At 65.3% G+C, this 20,052-nt stretch carries 19 protein-coding genes; 6 read left to right on the top strand and 13 right to left on the bottom strand.

Annotated features, from left to right (window positions below):
- Positions 1 to 180: 180 nt before the first annotated feature.
- Complete coding sequence (gene ettA, locus ASE86_RS08215) at positions 181 to 1,860, bottom strand: energy-dependent translational throttle protein EttA (RefSeq protein WP_056424458.1); 1,680 nt, start codon at positions 1,858 to 1,860, stop codon at positions 181 to 183.
- A 95-nt stretch (positions 1,861 to 1,955) separates the two neighbouring features.
- Between ettA and ASE86_RS08210 the strand changes: the two genes are divergently transcribed.
- Together ASE86_RS08210 and ASE86_RS08205 are read left to right on the top strand one after the other, a co-directional pair.
- The gene (locus tag ASE86_RS08210; RefSeq protein ID WP_056424455.1) at positions 1,956 to 3,329 is read left to right on the top strand and encodes a M20/M25/M40 family metallo-hydrolase; all 1,374 of its coding nucleotides are present in this window, start codon (positions 1,956 to 1,958) and stop codon (positions 3,327 to 3,329) included.
- Positions 3,330 to 3,476: 147 nt separating this feature from the next.
- On the top strand, positions 3,477 to 3,737 hold the full coding sequence (locus tag ASE86_RS08205) for a hypothetical protein (protein ID WP_056424452.1): 261 nt from the start codon (positions 3,477 to 3,479) through the stop codon (positions 3,735 to 3,737).
- Between the two features lie 258 nt (positions 3,738 to 3,995).
- Here ASE86_RS08205 and ASE86_RS08200 read toward each other — a convergent pair whose 3' ends face one another.
- Entirely contained in the window at positions 3,996 to 5,507 is a 1,512-nt protein-coding gene (locus tag ASE86_RS08200) for a replicative DNA helicase (RefSeq protein ID WP_056424450.1), read from the bottom strand.
- 102 nt (positions 5,508 to 5,609) lie between these two features.
- On the opposite strand from ASE86_RS08200, the gene ASE86_RS08195 reads away from it, so the two are divergent.
- The 3 genes from ASE86_RS08195 to dcd all read left to right on the top strand — a co-directional run bounded on the left by ASE86_RS08195 (position 5,610) and on the right by dcd (position 7,170).
- Positions 5,610 to 6,092, top strand: coding sequence for a UPF0262 family protein (locus tag ASE86_RS08195; RefSeq protein ID WP_056424447.1), 483 nt, complete (start codon positions 5,610 to 5,612; stop codon positions 6,090 to 6,092).
- Between the two features lie 2 nt (positions 6,093 to 6,094).
- On the top strand, positions 6,095 to 6,553 hold the full coding sequence (gene cdd, locus ASE86_RS08190) for a cytidine deaminase (RefSeq protein WP_056424443.1): 459 nt from the start codon (positions 6,095 to 6,097) through the stop codon (positions 6,551 to 6,553).
- Between the two features lie 62 nt (positions 6,554 to 6,615).
- The gene (dcd, locus tag ASE86_RS08185) at positions 6,616 to 7,170 is read left to right on the top strand and encodes a dCTP deaminase (RefSeq protein WP_056424441.1); all 555 of its coding nucleotides are present in this window, start codon (positions 6,616 to 6,618) and stop codon (positions 7,168 to 7,170) included.
- Positions 7,171 to 7,251: 81 nt separating this feature from the next.
- On the opposite strand, the gene ASE86_RS08180 is transcribed toward dcd, so the two are convergent.
- Entirely contained in the window at positions 7,252 to 7,611 is a 360-nt protein-coding gene (locus ASE86_RS08180; RefSeq protein WP_162233324.1) for a tetratricopeptide repeat protein, read from the bottom strand.
- A gap of 178 nt (positions 7,612 to 7,789) precedes the next feature.
- Between ASE86_RS08180 and ASE86_RS08175 the strand changes: the two genes are divergently transcribed.
- Positions 7,790 to 8,782: an SDR family oxidoreductase gene (locus ASE86_RS08175; protein ID WP_056424435.1), complete on the top strand. Its 993-nt coding sequence runs from the start codon at positions 7,790 to 7,792 to the stop codon at positions 8,780 to 8,782.
- Between the two features lie 20 nt (positions 8,783 to 8,802).
- Here ASE86_RS08175 and ASE86_RS08170 read toward each other — a convergent pair whose 3' ends face one another.
- The 10 genes from ASE86_RS08170 to nuoH all read right to left on the bottom strand — a co-directional run bounded on the left by ASE86_RS08170 (position 8,803) and on the right by nuoH (position 20,025).
- Positions 8,803 to 10,443, bottom strand: a complete 1,641-nt coding sequence (locus ASE86_RS08170) for a ribonuclease J (RefSeq protein ID WP_056424432.1) — start codon at positions 10,441 to 10,443, stop codon at positions 8,803 to 8,805.
- Positions 10,444 to 10,527: 84 nt separating this feature from the next.
- Entirely contained in the window at positions 10,528 to 11,319 is a 792-nt protein-coding gene (locus tag ASE86_RS08165; protein WP_056424429.1) for a type III pantothenate kinase, read from the bottom strand.
- A gap of 279 nt (positions 11,320 to 11,598) precedes the next feature.
- Entirely contained in the window at positions 11,599 to 12,306 is a 708-nt protein-coding gene (locus ASE86_RS08160; protein WP_056426851.1) for a biotin--[acetyl-CoA-carboxylase] ligase, read from the bottom strand.
- 5 nt (positions 12,307 to 12,311) lie between these two features.
- A complete protein-coding gene (gene nuoN / locus ASE86_RS08155) occupies positions 12,312 to 13,757 on the bottom strand; it encodes an NADH-quinone oxidoreductase subunit NuoN (protein WP_056424426.1) in 1,446 nt (481 codons plus the stop codon).
- Positions 13,757 to 15,310 carry an NADH-quinone oxidoreductase subunit M gene (locus ASE86_RS08150; protein ID WP_156347071.1) on the bottom strand — a complete coding sequence of 518 codons (1,554 nt, stop codon included), beginning with the start codon at positions 15,308 to 15,310 and terminating at the stop codon, positions 13,757 to 13,759. Before ASE86_RS08150 ends, nuoN begins: the two co-directional genes overlap by 1 nt.
- Positions 15,311 to 15,445: 135 nt before the next feature.
- Positions 15,446 to 17,521: an NADH-quinone oxidoreductase subunit L gene (nuoL, locus tag ASE86_RS08145; RefSeq protein ID WP_056424420.1), complete on the bottom strand. Its 2,076-nt coding sequence runs from the start codon at positions 17,519 to 17,521 to the stop codon at positions 15,446 to 15,448.
- A 4-nt stretch (positions 17,522 to 17,525) separates the two neighbouring features.
- A complete protein-coding gene (nuoK, locus tag ASE86_RS08140; protein ID WP_056424416.1) occupies positions 17,526 to 17,831 on the bottom strand; it encodes an NADH-quinone oxidoreductase subunit NuoK in 306 nt (101 codons plus the stop codon).
- Positions 17,828 to 18,442 carry an NADH-quinone oxidoreductase subunit J gene (locus tag ASE86_RS08135; protein ID WP_056424414.1) on the bottom strand — a complete coding sequence of 205 codons (615 nt, stop codon included), beginning with the start codon at positions 18,440 to 18,442 and terminating at the stop codon, positions 17,828 to 17,830. Before ASE86_RS08135 ends, nuoK begins: the two co-directional genes overlap by 4 nt.
- A 48-nt stretch (positions 18,443 to 18,490) precedes the next feature.
- Positions 18,491 to 18,976: an NADH-quinone oxidoreductase subunit NuoI gene (gene nuoI, locus ASE86_RS08130; protein WP_056424412.1), complete on the bottom strand. Its 486-nt coding sequence runs from the start codon at positions 18,974 to 18,976 to the stop codon at positions 18,491 to 18,493.
- A complete protein-coding gene (gene nuoH / locus ASE86_RS08125; protein WP_056424409.1) occupies positions 18,973 to 20,025 on the bottom strand; it encodes an NADH-quinone oxidoreductase subunit NuoH in 1,053 nt (350 codons plus the stop codon). The genes nuoI and nuoH overlap by 4 nt, the downstream gene beginning before the upstream one ends.
- Positions 20,026 to 20,052 lie beyond the last annotated feature (27 nt).

Genomic DNA, 20,052 nt, shown 5'->3' with positions numbered 1-20,052 from the left:
TTGGCCCAGGGCGGCGTCGCGAGCCAAGAAAGCCCTGGGGTCACGATGCCATAGCATCGCTCCACTCCTCGCTTCTTGCCCTAACCCAAAATCGGCGCCGTCACGACCCCGTCCTGATTGAGTACGGACCCTAGGCCGGACCACCGGCCGCCCCAGATGGAGGCGGCCGGCGGCGACCCGTCAGCGCGTCAGCTTCTTGTACGACAGCGCGGTCGGACGATCGGCGGCGTCACCCAGGCGACGACGCTTGTCCTCTTCATACGCTTCAAAGTTCCCCTCGAACCATTCGACGTGGCTGTTGCCCTCGAACGCCAGGATGTGTGTCGCCAGGCGGTCAAGGAAGAAGCGATCGTGGCTGATGACCACGGCGCACCCTGCGAAATTCTCGATCGCCTCTTCCAGCGCGCCCAACGTCTCGACGTCGAGATCGTTGGTCGGTTCGTCGAGCAGCAGCACGTTGCCGCCACGCTTCAGCATCTTGGCGATGTTGACGCGGTTGCGCTCGCCACCCGACAGCTTGCCGACGTTCTTCTGCTGGTCCTGCCCCTTGAAGTTGAACGCACCGACATAGGCGCGCGTCGACTGCTCGTGGCCGTTGACCTTCATATAGTCGTGGCCGTCGGAAATTTCCTGCCAGACGTTGTTCTTGTCATCCAGGTGATCGCGGCTCTGGTCGACATACCCCAGCCGCACGGTCGACCCCATGTCGACCTTGCCGCTGTCGGGCTGTTCCTGGCCGGTGATCAGCTTGAACAGCGTCGACTTGCCCGCGCCGTTCGGCCCGATGACGCCGACGATGCCGCCGGCGGGCAGCGTGAACGACAGGTTCTCGAACAGCAGCTTGTCGCCATAGGCCTTGCTGACGTCGGTCACCTCGATGACCTTGCCGCCCAGGCGCTCGGGCACCTGGATGACGATCTGCGCCTTGCCCGGCGTGCGGTTCTGCTGCGCCTCGACCAGCTGGTCGAACTTGGCGATACGCGCCTTCGACTTGGTCTGGCGGCCCTTGGGGCCCTGACGGATCCATTCCAGCTCGTTGCGGATCGCCGCCTGGCGCCCGCTCTCCTCGCGGTCCTCCTGCTCGAGGCGCTTGGCCTTCTTCTCGAGGTAGGTCGAGTAATTGCCCTCGTAGGGGAAATACTTGCCGCGATCGATCTCGAGGATCCAGCCGACGACGTTGTCCAGGAAATAGCGGTCGTGGGTGATCATCAGAACCGCGCCGGCATATTCCTTCAGGTGATGCTCCAGCCAGCTGACGCTCTCGGCGTCCAAGTGGTTGGTCGGTTCGTCGAGCAGCAGGATCGACGGCTTCTGGATCAGCAGGCGGGTCAGTGCGACGCGGCGGCGTTCACCGCCCGACAGATTGTCGACCGACCAGTCCGACGGCGGGCAGCGCAGCGCTTCCATCGCGACTTCGAGCTGGTTGTCGAGCGTCCAGCCGTCGACCGCGTCGATCTTGCCCTGGAGCTCGCCCATCTCCTCCATCAGCGCGTCGAAGTCGGTGTCGTCCTTGGGATCGCCCATCTCGGCCGAGATCGCGTTGAAGCGATCGACCATGTCGGCGACTTCGCGCGCGCCGTCCTTGACGTTCTCCAGCACCGTCTTGGTCGGGTCGAGCTGCGGCTCCTGCTCCAGATAGCCGACGGTGATGTTCTCGCCCGGCCAGGCTTCACCGGTGAAATCCTTGTCGACCCCGGCCATGATCTTCATCAGCGTCGACTTGCCGGCGCCGTTGGGGCCGACGATGCCGATCTTGGCGCCCTGATAGAATTGCAGGTTGATGTTACTGAGCACCGGCTTCTGGGCGCCGGGGAAGGTCTTCGTCATGTCCTTCATGACAAACGCATATTGGGCGGCCAACTGGGGTCTCCGTTCGAACGATCTGAATGCTGGAAATTCCGCGCAGGATGTAATGGCTGGACGCGCGATTGGCAACGCGCCTACCACTTACGCCCATGACCAAGCGCCTCCTGCTCGCGGCCGTCGCCGCCCTCGCCCTTCCCCTCCCCGCCGCGGCCCAGCAGATGGACCCCGCCCAGATGCGCGACGCGGCGCTGAAGGACGACTATGCGTGGGATATCACCGAGGGCCTGACGACCGAAGTCGGGCCGCGACTGGCCGGCACCGACGCCGAGGCGCGGGCGCGGGCCTGGGCGGTGAAGAAGCTGACGACGCTCGGCTTCAAGAACGTCCGCATCGAGCCGTTCAAGATGCCGGTCTGGGTGCGTGGCGAGGAAACGGCGGAGATCGTCTCGCCCTTCCCGCAGAAGCTGTACCTGACCGCGCTCGGCAATTCGGGCGCGACGCCGGCGGCGGGCATGACCGCCGAAGTGGTCTATTTCCCGACGCTCGCCGACCTGAACGCCGCGCCTGACGGGAGTCTCAAGGGCAAGATCGCTTTCGTCAGCCATGCGATGATGCCGACGCAGGACGGGTCGTCCTACGGCTATTTCGGCGGCGTGCGGCGCTCGGGCCCGGCGCTGGCGGCAAGCAAGGGTGCAGCGGCGATGCTGATCCGTTCGATCGGCACCGACTATCACCGCAACCCGCACGCCGGCGGCACCAACTTCCCCGAAGGCGTGAAGGCGATCCCCGCCGCGGCGCTGTCGATCCCCGATGCCGAGCAACTGGAGCGCGTGCTGAAGCGCGGGGCGCCGGTGCGCATCAAGCTGACGCTGACGCCGCGCCAGACCGGCATCAAGGAATCGGGCAACGTCATCGCCGAAGTGCCGGGAAGCGACCCGGCCGCCGGGATCGTGCTGGTCGGCGGGCACCTCGACAGCTGGGATCTCGGCACCGGAGCGATCGATGACGCCACCGGCGTCGCCATTACCGCCGCCGCCGCCAAGCGCATTATGGATGCGGGCACCCCGCGGCGCACCATCCGCGTCGTCTGGTTCGGCGCGGAGGAAGTCGGCGTGTTCGGCGGTCGCGCCTACGCGCAAGCGCATGGCAGCGACAATCACGTCGCCGCGGCCGAAAGCGACTTCGGCGCGGACCGGATCTGGCGATTCGAGACGAACCTGCCCGATAGCGCGAAGGCGGTCGGCGACCGGCTGGCGACGGCCCTGGCGCCACTTGGCATCGCCCGCGGGTCGGCGAAGGCGGGCGACGGCGCCGATGTCGGTCCGATCATGGCGAAGGGCGTCGCGGCGATCGATCTCAGCCAGTCGGGGCTGGATTACTTCAACCTGCACCACACGCCCGACGACACGCTCGACAAGGTGGATCCGGCGAAATTGCGGCAAAACGTAGCGGCATGGACGACGATGCTGGCCATCGTCGCGAACGCACCGGAGACGATCGGCCGCGTCACGCCCGCCCGATAACTGCCCGATTTGATCCCTGCACCGCCGGCACTCTGCGACGAGCGGACCAATTTGAGCGTTGACGTGGGGCTAGGTGTCGGTATTGCGGCAAATTCGCGTCGGCAATCGGGCCGGATCGCGAACGAATTTTTTGCTTGGGAGCAAATAATGAAGAAGGTTCTCATTGTCGCTGCCGCTGCCGGCCTGATGTCGCTCGCAGCTTGCAACTCGAAGCAGGCCGAGATGAACGAAGCGAACGCAGAAGCGGTTGCCGACAACATCGAAGCGCAGGCCGACAACCTCGAAGCGATGGCCGACAACGCCACCAACGAGACCGTCGAAGCGCAGCTCGAGAACGCTGCCGACAACATGCACTCGGCCGCCGACAACGCGGAAGAGAATGCCGACGCCGCGACCGACGTCAAGTAATCGGCTCCCGGACCGCTTGCGGCCCGGACAAGACAAAGGGCGCTTCCCGATCGCGGGAAGCGCCCTTTTCTTTTGCATCCTATATTTTGTCATTCCCGCGAAGGCGGGAATCCATCTCCCTTGCGTGCCAAGTGTAGACACCGGGAGATGGGCTCGCGCCTGCGCGGGAACGACGGTATGTGGCAGCGGTGTGCCGGAGCCGGATGCCTGGGTTCCCGCCTGTATTGTGGCGGCGGCAGAAAGGCTGCGGCGATCGGGTTAATACTCGTCCCCGCCGCCGAACGGCGTGTCACCGGCGTAATCACTGAAGCGCGTGATGTTCGCCTCGAACCGCATCGTCACCTTGCCCGTCGCACCGTGGCGCTGCTTGGCGACGATCAGTTCGGCCAGACCATGGACGCGGTCCATCGACGAGGCCCAGGCGGCGTGGTCGTCGAACACGCGCGTATCGTCGCCGTCGGTCGGAATCTTGGGCTCGCGCGCGGCGAGGTAATAATCCTCGCGATAGACGAACCAGACCATATCGGCATCCTGCTCGATCGATCCCGATTCGCGCAGATCCGACAGCATCGGGCGTTTGTCCTCGCGCTGCTCGACCGCACGGCTGAGCTGCGACAGCGCGATGACGGGCACGTTCAGGTCCTTCGCCAGCGTCTTCAGCCCACGGCTGATCTCCGAGATTTCCTGCACGCGTCCATCGCCCGACGCCTTCTTCGAGCCCGCCAGCAGCTGGAGATAATCGACGACGACCAGGCCGAGTTGGTTGTTCTGCCGCCGCTGCAACCGGCGCACGCGGGTGTGCAGGCCGCTGATCGAGAGACCGGCGGTGTCGTCGATGAACAGCGGCAGGTTTTCGAGGTCGGCGGCAGCGGCGGCGAGCTGTGCGAATTCCGCCTTGCTGATCTTACCCATGCGCAGCGATTCCGAACTGATCCGCGATGCCTCCGCCAGTACGCGGGTCGCCAACTGGTCGGCCGACATTTCCAGGCTGAAGAACGCGACCTTGGCGCCCACCGACTTTTCGGGTGGGATGCCCAGTCGCATGTCGTCCATCCAGCGCTTGGCCGCGTTGAAGGCGATGTTGGTGGCGAGCGAGGTCTTGCCCATGCCCGGACGGCCGGCGAGGATGATGAGATCGCTGTGGTGCAGACCACCGATTTTGTGGTTGATCGAATCGAGACCGGTGGTGACGCCCGACAGCCCCCCGCCGGCGTTCAGCGCCTTTTCCGCGAGCCGCACCGCCTCGGTCGTCGCCTGGGCAAACGTCTTGACCGTGTTCGCGGTACCGCCATCGGCGGCGACGTTGAATAGCTCCTCTTCCGCCGCCTCGATCTGCGCACGCGGGTTGACCTCTTCGGAAGTGTCCATCGCGCGATCGATCAAGGTACGCCCGACCGTGACCAGCGACCGCAGCAGTGCGAGATCGTAGATCTGCTGGGCAAACTGCTTGGCGCCGATCAGGCCCGCGCCGCTGCCGGTCATCTGCGCAAGATATGCGGTCCCGCCCTGCGCCTTCATCCCCTCGTCGCCATCGAACATCGGGCGCAGGGTGACCGGGGTCGCCAGCATGTCGTTCTGACGCAGCGAGCGGATGGCGGAGAAGATGCGGCCGTGGAGCGGGTCGAAAAAATGCTCCGGCTCCAGGCGGTCGAGGATGTCGTCGGCCAGGCGATTGTCGATCATCATCGCGCCGAGTAATGCCGCTTCCGCCTCCAGGTTCTGGGGCAGCTGCTGGACGGGGGCGTCGAGGGCACGAATCTGGGTAGCCATGTCCCCCTCTCCCACCCCACGGGCAATCCGACAACCATGGTGCGATCGATCGTGGTGGATCAAGCTGTGGATTGCGCGCCCGGTTGGCGATAAGCGGGTCGGATGGCCGATCCGCGGATCATCGATGTCGAGTTGGACGAGCGCACGATCCTGTGGCGATCGGCCGATGTCGAGCAGGAACGGCGCATCGCGATCTTCGACCTGCTGGAGGACAATAGTTTCGCCCCCCAGCGCGCCCATGCCGACGGCTATGCCGGGCCATACCGGATCAAGCTGAGCGTGGAGGACGGGCGTCTGGGCCTGGCCATTCACCGCGAGGACGGGTCGCATCTCGAGACGCTGATCCTGGCGCTGGGGCGCTTCCGTCGCCCGATCCGCGACTATTTCGCGATCTGCGACAGCTACTACCAGGCGATCCGCGCCGCGACGCCGCAACAGATCGAAACGATCGACATGGCACGCCGCGGTATCCACAATCAGGCGGCCGAATTGCTGATCGAGCGGCTGGAGGGCAAGGTGACGGTCGATTTCGACACGGCGCGCCGGCTGTTCACGCTGATCTGCGTGCTGCATATCAAGGGATAGACATGACCGACGTCACCATCGACGAGACCGCGCTGATCGCTGCGGCGCGCACCGCTGCCCGCAACGCCCACGCGCCCTATTCGAAATTCGCGGTCGGTGCCGCCGTGCTGTTGACCGACGGGTCGGTCGTGACCGGCGCCAATTTCGAGAATGCCAGCTACGGCCTGACGCTGTGCGCGGAAACCGTCGCGCTCGGCACGGTCAGCGCGAGCGGGCGGCTGCGCGACGTGGCGGCCATCGTCGTGATCGGCGGAGCGATGGATGCAGCTGGCCGCCCGACCGGCACCGGCCCGGTGTCCCCTTGCGGTCGCTGCCGCCAGGTCATCAACGAAGCCGCACAGATGAGCCGCCGCGACCTGCCCGTCGTATGCGCGGCAGCAGAGGGCGACGCCGTGCGCCGATATCGCCTGTCGGACTTGCTGCCCGACGCTTTCGGCCCGGCCGATCTGGGCATCGCCTGACGTCAGGACTTGCCGACGACGCGGTCAGCCGCGACAAGCTGGCCGCAGATCAGGGGAACGACATGGCGATTCTATCCGACATCTGGATCCGCGAAAGTGCGCTGGCCGACGGCATGATCGAGCCGTTCGTCGAGGCGCAGCGGCGCGAAGGCTGTATCAGCTACGGCCTGTCGTCCTACGGCTACGATGCGCGGGTCGCCGACGAATTCAAGATCTTTACCAACGTCGACAGCGCGGTCGTCGACCCGAAGAACTTCGCGGCGAACAGCTTCGTCGATCGCAAGACCGATGTCTGCGTCATCCCGCCGAACAGCTTTGCGCTCGCTCGTACGGTCGAGTATTTCCGCGTCCCACGCGATACTCTGGTCATCTGCCTCGGCAAATCCACGTACGCCCGCTGCGGCATCATCGTGAACGTGACCCCGCTGGAGCCCGAGTGGGAGGGGCACGTGACGCTGGAATTCTCGAACACCACGCCGCTGCCGGCCAAGATCTACGCCAACGAAGGCGCGTGCCAGTTCCTGTTCCTGAAGGGCGACCAGCCCTGCGAGACGAGTTACGCCGACCGCGCGGGCAAATACATGGGCCAGCGCGGCGTCACGCTGCCGCGTCTCTGATCGCCGGAAAGCACTTCCGATGAAACGAAACGGGGACGGCAGCACCCGCTACCGTCCCCGTTTCCTGTGGCTCGTTGAGCGTTAGCGTGCGGCAGTCTGATACGCGCTGATGCGGCCGAGCCCGGCCTGCGCGATCCGGTGCGAGGACGCGGTGCTGCGGTCGCCGCGATCGAGCAGGACGGCATCGCTATCGAGAATCTGGCGATAAAGGGTCGCCGCCTGCATCGGCCGGCCGGTCGCGGCATAGACCGCGGCCAGGTTTACCAGCACTTCGGCGCTGCCCGGATAGATCTGGCGCTCGGCAGTCAGAAGCTGTTCGGCCTTGACATAATTGCCGCCGACGATCGCATCATGCGCCGTCCGAACCGCGCCGTCCTGCGCCACGGCGGGCGTCGCGACGATCGCGGCCAGCGCGACGGCGACTGCGAACTGCTTGGTCATCCCATCCTCCATCCGTTTGTTACTGTTTTATGACGTATGGGTGTCACTTTTGTTTCGGACCGACAAGTGCGTTTATTGCATTTCCATGACACTACCGCTCGCGTAACGATCGACCGGCAGGAACCGCCAACAATTTGAAGGGTTTGGCCCGGATACTCACGCGCCCGGAGCCCTGCCCATGTCCGACATCGACACGACCCGCCGCACCCTTGTCGCGGGCGCCGGCTTTGCCGCTGCGGCGACCGCCCTGCCCGCCATCGCGCAGGAAAGGCCGCCGGCACCTCAGGCCCCGACCACGCCGCAGGCTGCAATCTATCCGCGCCCGCCGTTTCCGAACCAGCGGCAGGCCTGGCCGGGTCTGGCCAGTCGGATGTCCCCGCGGCCCGACCACGGCGAGACCAGTTACAAGGGGTCCGGCCGGCTGATCGGCAAGCGCGCACTGATCACCGGCGGCGACAGCGGGATCGGCCGCGCCGCCGCGATCGCCTACGCCCGCGAAGGCGCCGACGTCGCGATCAACTATCTGCCCGCCGAAGAGCCCGACGCGCGCGAAGTGATCCAGTTGATCGAGGCCGCCGGACGCAAAGCGGTTGCCATCCCGGGCGACCTGCGCGACGAAGCCTTTTGCCGTCGCCTGATCGTCGATGCCACCCGCCAGCTCGGCGGGCTCGACATCCTGGTCAACAACGCCGCGCGCCAGCAGACCCGGCCCGACATCGGCAGTATATCATCGGAGGATTTCGACGCGACGATGAAGACCAACGTCTATGCGCCGTTCTGGCTGACAAAGGCAGCGGTCGCCCGGATGGGCGCGGGATCGGTGATCGTGTTCACATCGTCGGAACAGGCCGGCGACCCGTCGCCCGACATCCTGGAATATGCGATGAGCCGCGCGGCGGTGCTGAACCTCGCCAAGGGGCTGGCCAAGCAACTCGCGCCCAAGGGCATTCGGGTGAACGCGGTAACGCCGGGGCCGTTCTGGACACCGCTCCAAGTGTCCGGGGGCGCGACGCCGGAGAAGCTGCGCAGCTTCGGCGGATCGAGCCCGCTCGGCCGCCCCGGCCAGCCCGCGGAAATCGCCGGGTTATATGTCGCGGCGGTCGATCCGGCGAACAGCTTCTCTACCGGCCAGATCTTCGGTGCGACCGGCGGCGGCGGGCAGCCGGGCTGAACCCGGCGCCCGCCCGCTGCCTACGCCTCGATCAACAGCACATCGACGACCGGCTTCTTGCCGGTCCAGCGCGTGGCGACGCGGCGAACGGCCAGGCGGATCGCCTCGCGTAGGGCATCGCGGTTCTTGCCGCCCTTGCCTGCCTTGCGCACGGCGTCCTCCGCCGCATCGATCGCTTCGTCGATGAACGGATCGCGCTCTTCCTCGACCGGAATACCCTGCAGCTTCACGTCGGGTTCGCCGATCAGCTGGCCGTTCTTGCCGACCGCAACGGCGACCGACATGTGACCGTACATCGCGACCTTGCGCCGCTCGTTGATCGTGCCGCCGTCAGCCGGCAGGATCACGTCGCCATCGACCGCTAGACGACCGACGGTCGCGACTCCGATCTTTTCGGGCGTGCCGGGCGCGAGGCGGATGATGTCGCCATCCTTCTGGATGACCGCGCCGGGCACGCCGCTTTCGATCGCGAAGCGCGCGTGTTCGGCCAGATGGCGCATCTCGCCATGCACCGGCATCACCAGCTGCGGGCGAATCCATTTGTACATCTGCGCCAGTTCCGGACGGCCCGGGTGACCCGAGACGTGAACGAAGGCTTGGCGATCGGTGATGATCGTGATGCCCATAGCCGCCAGGCGGTTCTGGATGTCGCCGATCGCCTTTTCGTTGCCCGGAATCTGTTTTGACGAGAATACCACGGTGTCGCCGCGATCCAGCTTGATCGGGTGGTTGTTCTCCGACACGCGGTTCAGCGCCGCGCGTGCCTCCCCCTGCCCGCCGGTCGCCACGATCAGCACCTGGTTGCGCGGCAGCTTCATCGCCGTGTCCCAATCGATGATCGGGGGCAGGTCCTTGAGGTAACCGGTGGCCTTGGCCACGCGCGTGATCCGGTCGAGCGACCGGCCCGCGAGGCAGAGCTGGCGCCCGGTATCCTTGGCGACCTGACCCAGCGTCGCCAGGCGCGCTGCGTTCGACGCGAAGGTCGTCACGAGCACGCGGCCCTTGGCGGCGGAAATGACGTCGTCCAGCCCGTCACGGACGTCGGCTTCGTTGCCGGAGGCTTCGGCGTTGAACACGTTGGTCGAATCGCAGACCAGCGCAAAGATGCCCTTGTCGCCGACGGCGATGAGTTCATCCGCGGTCGACGCGCCGCTGCCTTCGTCGATCTTCCAGTCGCCGGTGTGCAGGATGTTGCCGTACTTCGTCTCGATCAGGATGGCATTGCCTTCCGGGATCGAGTGGGCGAGCGGGACATAGCTGATGCCGAACGGCCCCAGCTTGAACGACTGGTCTTCCTGCACCACGCGCAGCTTAACCTGCTTGGTGATGCCTTCCTCGTCGAACTTGTCGCGAATGAGCCCCGCGGTGAACGGCGAGGCATAGACCGGGACGCCCAGGTCGGCGGCCAGATACGGCAGCGCGCCGATGTGGTCCTCATGCCCGTGAGTGATGACGATGCCGACCAGGTCGTCCAGGCGATCCTCGATGAAGCTCAGGTCCGGCAGGATGATATCGATGCCGGGATAGTTCGGGTCGGCGAAGGTCACGCCGCAGTCGACCATCAGCCATTTGCCGTCGCACCCGTACAGGTTGACGTTCATGCCGATTTCGCCCGATCCGCCGAGCGCGACGAAGAGCAGTTCTTTGTTGGGAGTAGTCACAGATTTCCTATTCGATCATGCCCCACAGATTGAAGGGGCGGTTTGCGTCCGCGTTCCACGCGGCAGAATGTCTGGGGACCCGGCTCAGGCCGGGACACGTTCCCCGCCGATATGGGCTCTTTCCCACTCCATTGCGAGGCCGATCAGCGTCAGATCATGTTCGACGCGGTCGAAAACCTGCGTGTGCTGCTCGAACAGCACCGCAAGGCCACCGGTGGCGATGACGGTGACGGGCCGCCCGACCTCCGCCTTCATCCGGGCGATCAGCCCTTCGAGCATGGCGACATAGCCCCAGAAGATGCCGATGTGCATCTGGTCGACCGTGTTGCGGCCGATGACGGTCGGCGACCGCGGTGCCTCGATCGCGATGCGCGGCAGCTTGGCGGCGGCGGTGACCAGCGCATCGAGGCTCAGGTTGATGCCCGGCGCGATGATCCCGCCCTTGTACGCGCCTGAGTAGTCGATCAGGTCGAACGTCGTCGCAGTGCCGAAATCGACCACGATCAGGTCGCCGGGATGCGCGGCGTGCGCCGCGATGACGTTCAGCGCGCGGTCGGCACCGAGGTTCGACGGTTCCTCGACATCCAGCTGGAACGGCCACCCGCCGGTCCCCGCAATCGTCGGCTCGCCGCCGAAATACTTGGTCGCGAGCATCCGCAGGTTGTGCATCGCGCGCGGGACCACGGTGCCGATGACGACGCCGTCGACCGCGGAGCGATCCAGCCCCTCCAGCGCCAGCAGCTGGCTGAGCCATACGACATATTCGTCGGCCGTCCGCCGCGGATCGGTCGCGATCCGCCAGCGCGCGCGGACCTCGCGGCCCTCAAGCAGCGCGAAGACGACATTGGTGTTCCCGGCATCGATCGCGAGCAGCATGGTGGGCGTCCTAGAGCATGATGACGTGGTTTTGACCCGTCGTGACGGAGTCGAATTTCGTTCGTGGATAAGAGCGAGGAAGGAGCGGGGCCTTGCCCCCGTGACTGACGAGCGACGACTCCACGGGCGAAATTCGGCCCGCCGCAGAGCGGTTGCCCTGCGCCGTCCGCCGGACGTCGTCGCAACCCTCGCATGGGCCACCAGCCCGCGCTGCGCGTCGCTCCTTGCCGACAAACGGCGCAGGGCAATCACGACGGATCATAACCATGTCATCATGCTCTAAAGAAGGAATACGTCGGCGGCGTGAATGACACGTCGCGTACCGTCGGCCAAGCGCAGGACGAGCGCGCCGTCGCCGTCCAGGCCGTCGAACAGCCCCTCCGTCGCGGTATCGCCGGCGCGGGCGACCAGCGCGGTGCCCTTCGGGTGCGCGCGATCCAGCCACCGGCTCCGGACGGGTTGGATCCCCTCACCGCGCCAGCAGGCCAGCCACCGCGCGAGACTGTCCGCCAGTGCCTCGACCAGCACGGCCGGATCGACCGGACAACCGGCGTCGGCCAGGCAGGCGGTCTTGCGATCGGGCAGGTCGGGATGATGCGCGCAGTTGACGCCGAAGCCGATCACCACGGCATCGTCGGCGCGTTCGAGCAGGATGCCGACCAGCTTCGCGCCGTCGAGCAGCACGTCGTTCGGCCATTTGATCGTCAGCCGGCCGGGACCGAGCAACGCCGGGCACAGCAGACCGATCGCTTCGTCCAGCGCGACCGCTGCGACCAGCGCGAGCGTCGCGGCCGGCGGATCATGCGGGCGCAGTTGGACGATCGTACTCGCGTAGAGATTGCCGGCCCGCGACGTCCACGTCCGCCCCTGGCGCCCGCGCCCCGCGGTCTGGCTCCCGGCCCGCAGCCACCGCCCCTCGGCCGCGCCCGATCGGGCGGCGGCGAGGAGGTCGGCGTTGGTCGACCCCGTCTCAGCGACGGTGACGATGTCGATCAGAACAGCGCGCCCGCAGCCGCCGTGGTAAAGGGTGCCAGTGGCTGGATCAGCAGCCAACCGAGCGGCGACACCAACACAGCCATCACCGCGATCAGCGCATATTCGACGCTCGACCGCGCGCCGTCCTCGACGATTTCGTTGGCCGGGGCGTCGAAGTACATCGTCTTGATAATCGTCAGATAATAGAAGGCACCCACGACCGAGCCGATGGCCCCTGCGACGGCAAAGACGAACAGCCCCGCATCGGTCGCGGCCTGGAATACCGCCAGCTTCGGCCAGAAACCGAGCAGCGGCGGGATGCCGGCGAGCGAGAACATGAAGATCGCCATCGCCGCGGCCAGGCCGGGCCGCGTCCGCGACAGGCCCGACAGGCTGGCGATGCTCTCGACCGGCTGCCCGTCACGCCCGCGCATTTGCAGCACGACGAGGAAACTGCCGAGCGTCATCACGACATAGACCGTGACATAGCTTAGCACCGCCGCCGTACCCTGTGGGGTCGCCGCGGCCAGGCCGATCAGCGCAAAGCCGACGTTGTTGATCGACGAATAGGCCAGCAGACGCTTGATGTTGGTCTGCCCGATCGCGCCGATCGCGCCGAAGTAGATCGACGCGAGGCTCGCGAAGATCACGATCTGGCGCCATTCGAACGACGCGGGGCCCATCGCCTCCAGCGCGACGCGCATGCCCATGCCGATCGCCGCGACCTTCGATGCGGACGCAAAGAACGTCGTGACCGGGGTCGGCGCGCCTTCGTACACGTCCGGGGTCCACATGTGGAACGGGACGGCGGCGATCTTGAACGCAAGGCCTGCGAAGACGAAGACCAGGCCGACGATCAGGCCGGTCGACTTCGCCCCGCCGAACGCAGCGGCGATCGTGTCGAAGCCGGTCGAGCCGGCGAAACCGTAGACTAGGCTGATCCCGTAGAGCAGGATGCCCGAGGCGAGCGCGCCAAGCACGAAATACTTCAGGCCAGCCTCGGCCGAGCGCGTGTCGCGGCGCATGAAGCTGGCAAGCACGTAGCTGGCCAAGCTCTGGAGCTCCAGACCGACGTACAGCGACAGCATGTCGCCGGCCGACACCATCACGCCCGAGCCGATCGCGGCGAGCAGCATCAAGACAGGATATTCGGGGCGCAGATCGTCGCCGCTGGTACGCGCGAAAAAGCTCGGCGCGATGACGATCGACACCGCGCTCGCGCCATAGATCAGCACCTTGGCATAGGCCGCGAATGCGTCGGTGCGCAACAGGCCGCCGAACGGATGCCCGCCCGACGACGCCGGACCGGCGAGTGCAATGCCCGCGCCGATCAGCACGGCGACCGCGGCCCAGCTGACCAGCCGGGTCGATGCCTGGCCGCCCCAGGCAGCCACGAGCATCAGGACGAGTGCGCCGACCGTGAGCACCAGCTCCGGCAGCACCATCAACAGATCATTGCCCATCAGTGGGACTCCCCATGGGCGGCAGGTGTAGCGTGATGTGCGGCGGCGGCAGCGGCCGGCTTGCCCGGCGTGGGCTGTGAATCCCCGACCGGCTTGGCGCGGTCGAGCCGCTCGAGCAGCAGGCCGACATCGGCGCGCATCGGTTTCAGGAAGCTTTCGGGATACACGCCCATCCACAGCACGACCGCGGCGATCGGCGCCAGCAGTGCCAGCTCGCGCTTGCTGATGTCGGGCATCGTCCGCACATCGTCATGCACGATGTCGCCGTAAGCGACACGGCGATAGAGATAGAGCATGTAACCCGCGCCCAGGATGATGCCGGTCGTGCAGACCAGCGTGATCGCAGTCGACACCTGATAGGTCCCGGCCAGGCTCAGGAACTCGCCGACGAAGCCCGACGTCCCCGGCAGGCCGATCGACGCCATCGTGAACAGCAGGAAGAACACGGCATAGCGCGGCATAGTGATGCTGAGCCCGCCGTAACGGCTGATCTCCCGCGTGTGCAGCCGGTCGTAGATGACGCCGACGCAGAGGAATAGCGCGCCCGAAACCAAGCCGTGGCTGAGCATGACGATCATCGCGCCTTCGATACCCTGCCGGTTGAACGCGAACAGGCCGATGGTCACGATCGCCATGTGCGCAACCGACGAATAGGCGATCAGCTTCTTCATGTCCGACTGCACCAGCGCGACGAGGCTGGTGTAGACCACGCCGATCGCCGACAGGCCGAAGATCACCCAGACGAGCGCGGCGGACGCTTCCGGGAACATCGGCAGCGAAAATCGCAGGAAGCCGTAGCCGCCAAGCTTCAACAGCACGCCCGCCAGGATGACCGAACCAGCAGTCGGCGCCTGGACGTGCGCGTCGGGCAGCCAGGTGTGGACCGGCCACATCGGCATCTTCACCGCGAACGACGCGAAGAAGGCGAGCCAGAGCCAATACTGCGCCCCGACCGGGAAATCATACTGCATCAAGACCGGGATGTACGTCGTCCCCGCCGTGGTCGACATCCACAGCATCGCGATCAGCATCACGATCGAGCCGAGCAGGGTGTAGAGGAAGAACTTGTAGCTGGCGTAAATGCGGTTCGCCCCGCCCCAGATGCCGATGATCAGGTACATCGGGATCAGGCCGGCTTCGAAGAACATGTAGAACAGCAGCAGGTCCTGCGCGGCGAAGGTGCCGATCATCAGCACTTCGGTCAGCAGGAACGCCGCCATATATTCGGGCACGCGCTCGGTCACCGCCTCCCACGATGCGCCGATACAGATCGGCATCAGGAAGACGCTGAGCATGATCAGCATCAGCGCGAAGCCGTCGATGCCCAGCGCATAGCTGAAGAAACCGAAAATCGGCGCATTCTCGGTGAACTGCCACTGCGCGGCCGCGCCGCCCATGTCGAAGTTCGCCCACAGCAGCACGCCGAGCGCAAAGTCGACCAGCGTCGCCCCAAGGGCGATCCAGCGCGCGGTCTGCGCATTCACGAACAGGCAGGCGATGGCCGCCACGAGCGGGACCGCGAGCATCAGTGAAAGAATTGGAAAATCACCCACGAACTGTCCCCATTCCGTTCGTGCTGAGCTTGTCGAAGCACCGTATTTCTTCTTCGCGCATCACGCCCAGCGGCGCAAAGAACGGTCCTTCGACTAGCTCAGGACGAACGGTGGATGTATTGCAGACGCCGCGGTTCATCGTGTGATCGCCCAGGTAACGACGGCGGTCAGGCCAAGCAGCATGACGAACGCATAGGTGTAGAGATACCCCGTCTGGACACGGGCAGCGACGCCGCTGCCGAACTTGACGAGTGCCGCCGAGCCGTTCGGCCCGAACCTGTCGATCGTGCCTTCGTCACCCTTCTTCCAGAACAGGCGGCCGAACCAGAAGGCCGGCTTCACGAACACGACGTTGTACAGCTCGTCGAAGTACCATTTGTTGAGCAGGAACCGGTAGAGCACGCGGAACATGTCCGCGAACTTGGCCGGGAATTCCGGATGACGGATGTAGGTCAGCCAGGCGGTGCCGAGGCCGAGCAGCATCACGACGGTCGCCGACAGCTTTACCCACAGTGGCACCTCATGCATCGCGTGCATCAGATGTTCGTCGAAGTAGATCGCGTTGTTCCAGAAGGCTTCGTTCGATTCCGGCTGGATGAACCAGTGGTTGAACACGAACCCCGCCAGCACCGCGCCTAGCGACAGGATGATCAGCGGCAGGCGCATCGACCACGGACTCTCGTGCGGGTGATAGCCCGCAGTCCCGTCACCGAGGTCGTGCGCGCCGGGTGCATGGACGTCTGGAGTGTGGCCGGCATCTTCCGCTGCGGGCGCATGGTCGTGATGATGGTCATGCCCATGGCCATGTGCGTCATGCACCGCATGCTGGATATGCTCGCTGTTCGCCCAGCGCGGTTTGCCCCAGAAGGTCAGGAACATCAGACGCCACGAATAGAAGCTGGTCAGCAACGCAGCGAACACGCCGACGTAGAACGCCAGCTGGCTCGTCCCGCCGCGCGCGAACGCGGCCTCGAGGATCGCGTCCTTCGAATGGAAGCCCGCGAAACCGGCATGGATCCAATAAATCCCGACACCGGTGATCGCCAGCGTGCCCATCATCATCGCCCAGAAGGTGATGGGGATGTGCTTCCGCAGACCACCGTAGAAGCGCATGTCCTGCTCGTGGTGCATCGCATGGATGACAGAGCCGGCGCCCAGGAACAGCAGCGCCTTGAAGAAGGCGTGCGTGAACAGGTGGAACATCGCCGCGCCGTACGCGCCGACGCCGGCGGCGAAGAACATGTAGCCGAGCTGCGAGCAGGTCGAGTAGGCGATGACGCGCTTGATGTCGTTTTGGACGGTCCCGACGGTCGCCGCGAACAGACAGGTCGCCGCACCGATGAAGGTGATGAAGCCGAGCGCGGTCGGACTGGTCGCGAACATCGGCGACAGGCGGCAGACCATGAACACGCCCGCGGTGACCATCGTCGCAGCGTGGATCAGCGCCGACACCGGGGTCGGGCCTTCCATCGCGTCGGGCAGCCAGGTGTGCAGCCCGAGCTGCGCCGACTTGCCCATCGCACCGACGAACAGCAGCAGGCAGAGCACGGTCATCGTGTCGAAGCGGTGGCCAAGGAAGCCGATCGTGCTGCCGGCCATGCCCGGTGCCGCGGCCAGGATCTCGGGGATCGAGACGGTCTGGAACACCAGGTACGTGCCGAAGATGCCGAGCATGAAGCCCAGGTCGCCGACGCGGTTGACGACGAACGCCTTGATCGCCGCAGCGTTGGCGCTCGGCTTGCGGAACCAGAACCCGATCAGGAGGTAGGACGCGAGGCCCACGCCTTCCCAGCCGAAGAACATCTGGACCAGATTGTCGGCCGTCACGAGCATCAGCATCGCGAAGGTGAAGAGCGACAGATAGGCGAAGAATCGCGGCTGATCCGGGTCCTCGCTCATGTAGCCCCAGGAATAGAGGTGCACGAGCGCGGACACGCTGGTGATGACGACCAGCATGACCGCAGTCAGGCTGTCGACGCGCAGCGCCCAGTCGAAGACCATTGTGCCCGACGTCACCCAGTTGAAGACCGGAGCGACATAGGCGGTCTGTTCGCCGAACAGGAAGCCGAGGAAGATCGGCCACGACAGCCCCGCCGACACGAACAGCGCGCCCGTCGTGACGGCCTTTGGCAGCGCGATGCCGAACGCGCGGTTGGATAAACCTGCGACGATGGCCGCCAGAAGCGGCAGGAAAACGATCAGCTGGATCATCGCCTTACCCCTTCATGCGGTTGACGTCGTCGACCGAGATGGTCGCACGGCCGCGGAAATAGATGACCAGGATGGCCAAACCGATCGCGGCCTCACCGGCGGCGACGGTCAGCACGAACATCGCGAACACCTGCCCCACCAGATCGCCGAGGTACGACGAGAAAGCGACGAGGTTGATGTTCACCGCGAGCAGGATCAGTTCGATCGCCATCAGGATCAGGATCAGGTTCTTGCGGTTGGCGACGATGCCGAACACGCCGAGCCCGAACAGGATGGCCGCGACGACCAGATAGTGGGTCAACCCGATCACAGCTCGACCCCCTGCCCCACCGGCACATCCTTCACGTTGCGCACCGCGTCCTTCGAGCGGCGGTTGATCTGGCTGAAGATCGACTGCTTCTTGACACCGCCGCGCTCGCGGTGGGTCAGCACGATCGCCCCGATCATCGCGACCAGCAGCACCAGGCCCGCGAGCTCGAAAATGAACAGGTAGCGCGAATAGATCAGGCGACCGATCGCCTCGATATTGGGCACGTCGGCTGCGACCGGCGCGGCCTTGGCCGCCAATGCGATCCCGCCCGCGTTCCAGGCGCCCGCGCCGATCACGATCTCTGCCGCCAGTGCCAGCGCCAGCGCGACGCCGACCGGCATGTAGCGGACAAATCCTGCGCGCAGCTCGGCGAAGTCGATGTCGAGCATCATGACCACGAACAGGAACAGCACGGCCACCGCGCCGACATAGACGATGACCAGCAGCATCGCGATGAATTCGGCGCCTGCGAGCACCATCAGGCCGGCGGCGTTGAAGAACGCCAGAATCAGCCACAGCACCGAATGCACCGGGTTGCGCGACGAAATCGTCATCGCACCCGACAGCAGAACGATGCCTGCGAACAGGTAGAAGGCAATGGCCTGGATCATGACGCGGGATGGCCCCCTGCCATCGGTGAATCGAAAGTCATGGCGCGCTTACCGGTACGGCGCATCGGCGGCAAGGTTGGCCGCAAGCGTGCGTTCCCAGCGGTCGCCGTTCGCGAGCAGCTTGTCCTTGTCGTAGATCAGCTCTTCGCGCGTCTCGGTCGAGAATTCGAAGTTCGGCCCCTCGACGATGGCGTCCACCGGGCAGGCCTCCTGGCACAGGCCGCAGTAGATGCACTTTGTCATGTCGATGTCATAACGCGTCGTGCGGCGGCTGCCGTCGTCGCGCGGCTCGGCCTCGATCGTGATCGCCAGCGCCGGGCACACCGCCTCGCACAGCTTGCACGCGATGCAGCGTTCCTCGCCGTTCGGATAGCGGCGCAGGGCGTGCTCGCCCCGGAACCGCGGCGAGATCGGGTTCTTCTCGAACGGATAGTTGATCGTCGCCTTGGGTTTGAAGAAATACTTCAGCGTCTTGGCGTGGGCGCCGATGAACTCCCACAAAGTGAACGAACGGACGACCTGGGCGAGGCTCACAGCGGCGCTCCCACACGTTGGAACATCAGATACCCCGAGACGAGGAAGACGAAGAACAGGCTCAGCGGCAGGAACACCTTCCAGCCCAGACGCATCAGCTGATCGTAGCGATAGCGCGGGACGGTCGCCTTCACCCAGCTGAACACGAAGAAGAAGAACAGGATCTTGGCGAACAGCCAGATGATGCCGGGTACGTAGTAGAGCGGCGCCCAATCGAGCGGCGGCAGCCAGCCCCCCCAGAACAGGATGGCGTTCAGCGCGCACATCAGGATGACGTTGGCGTATTCACCCAGCCAGAAGAGCGCGAAGCTCATCGACGAATATTCGGTCTGGTAGCCGGCGACGAGTTCCGATTCCGCTTCGGTCAGGTCGAACGGCGCGCGTTGCGTCTCCGCCATCGACGAGATGAGAAAGGTCACCGCCATCGGGAAGAGCAGCGGGTTAAAGCCGAAGCCGTTCAGCAGGCCAAAGATATGCCCCGTCTGCTCGGTGACGATCGTCGACAGGTTGAAGCTGCCCGCCCACAGTACGACCGAGATCAAAATGAAGCCGATCGCGACTTCGTAGCTGACCATCTGGGCCGCGGCCCGCAACGCCGAGAAGAACGGATATTTCGAGTTCGACGCCCACCCTGCGATGATGATGCCGTACACGCCGATCGACGAGGCCGCGAGCACGTACAGCAAACCGACGTTGATGTTGGCCACTACGACGCCGGGGCTGAACGGCACCACCGCCCACACGATCAGCGCGACGGTGAAGGTGATGATCGGCGCCAGCAGGAACAGCCCGCGGTTGGCCGACGACGGGATGATGGTTTCCTGCAGGAACACCTTCAGGCCGTCGGCGAATGACTGGAGCAGGCCGAACGGCCCGACGACGTTCGGCCCCCGGCGCAGCGCCATCGCCGCCCAGATCTTGCGATCGGCGTAGATGATCATCGCGACCGCCAGCATCAGCGGGAGGGCGATCACGAGGATGCCGACCAACGTCGCGAGCGTCCAGGCGCCCGCGAAGGGCATCCCTAAGTTCTGGAAGAAAGCGGTCACGCTGCAATCCTCCCCGGCACGGGGAGG

It is taken from the genome of Sphingomonas sp. Leaf33 (assembly GCF_001421785.1).
Lineage (GTDB): Bacteria > Pseudomonadota > Alphaproteobacteria > Sphingomonadales > Sphingomonadaceae > Sphingomonas.
The sequence above is the reverse complement of the archived record's forward strand: the minus strand, read 5'-3'. Positions and strand labels throughout refer to the sequence as shown.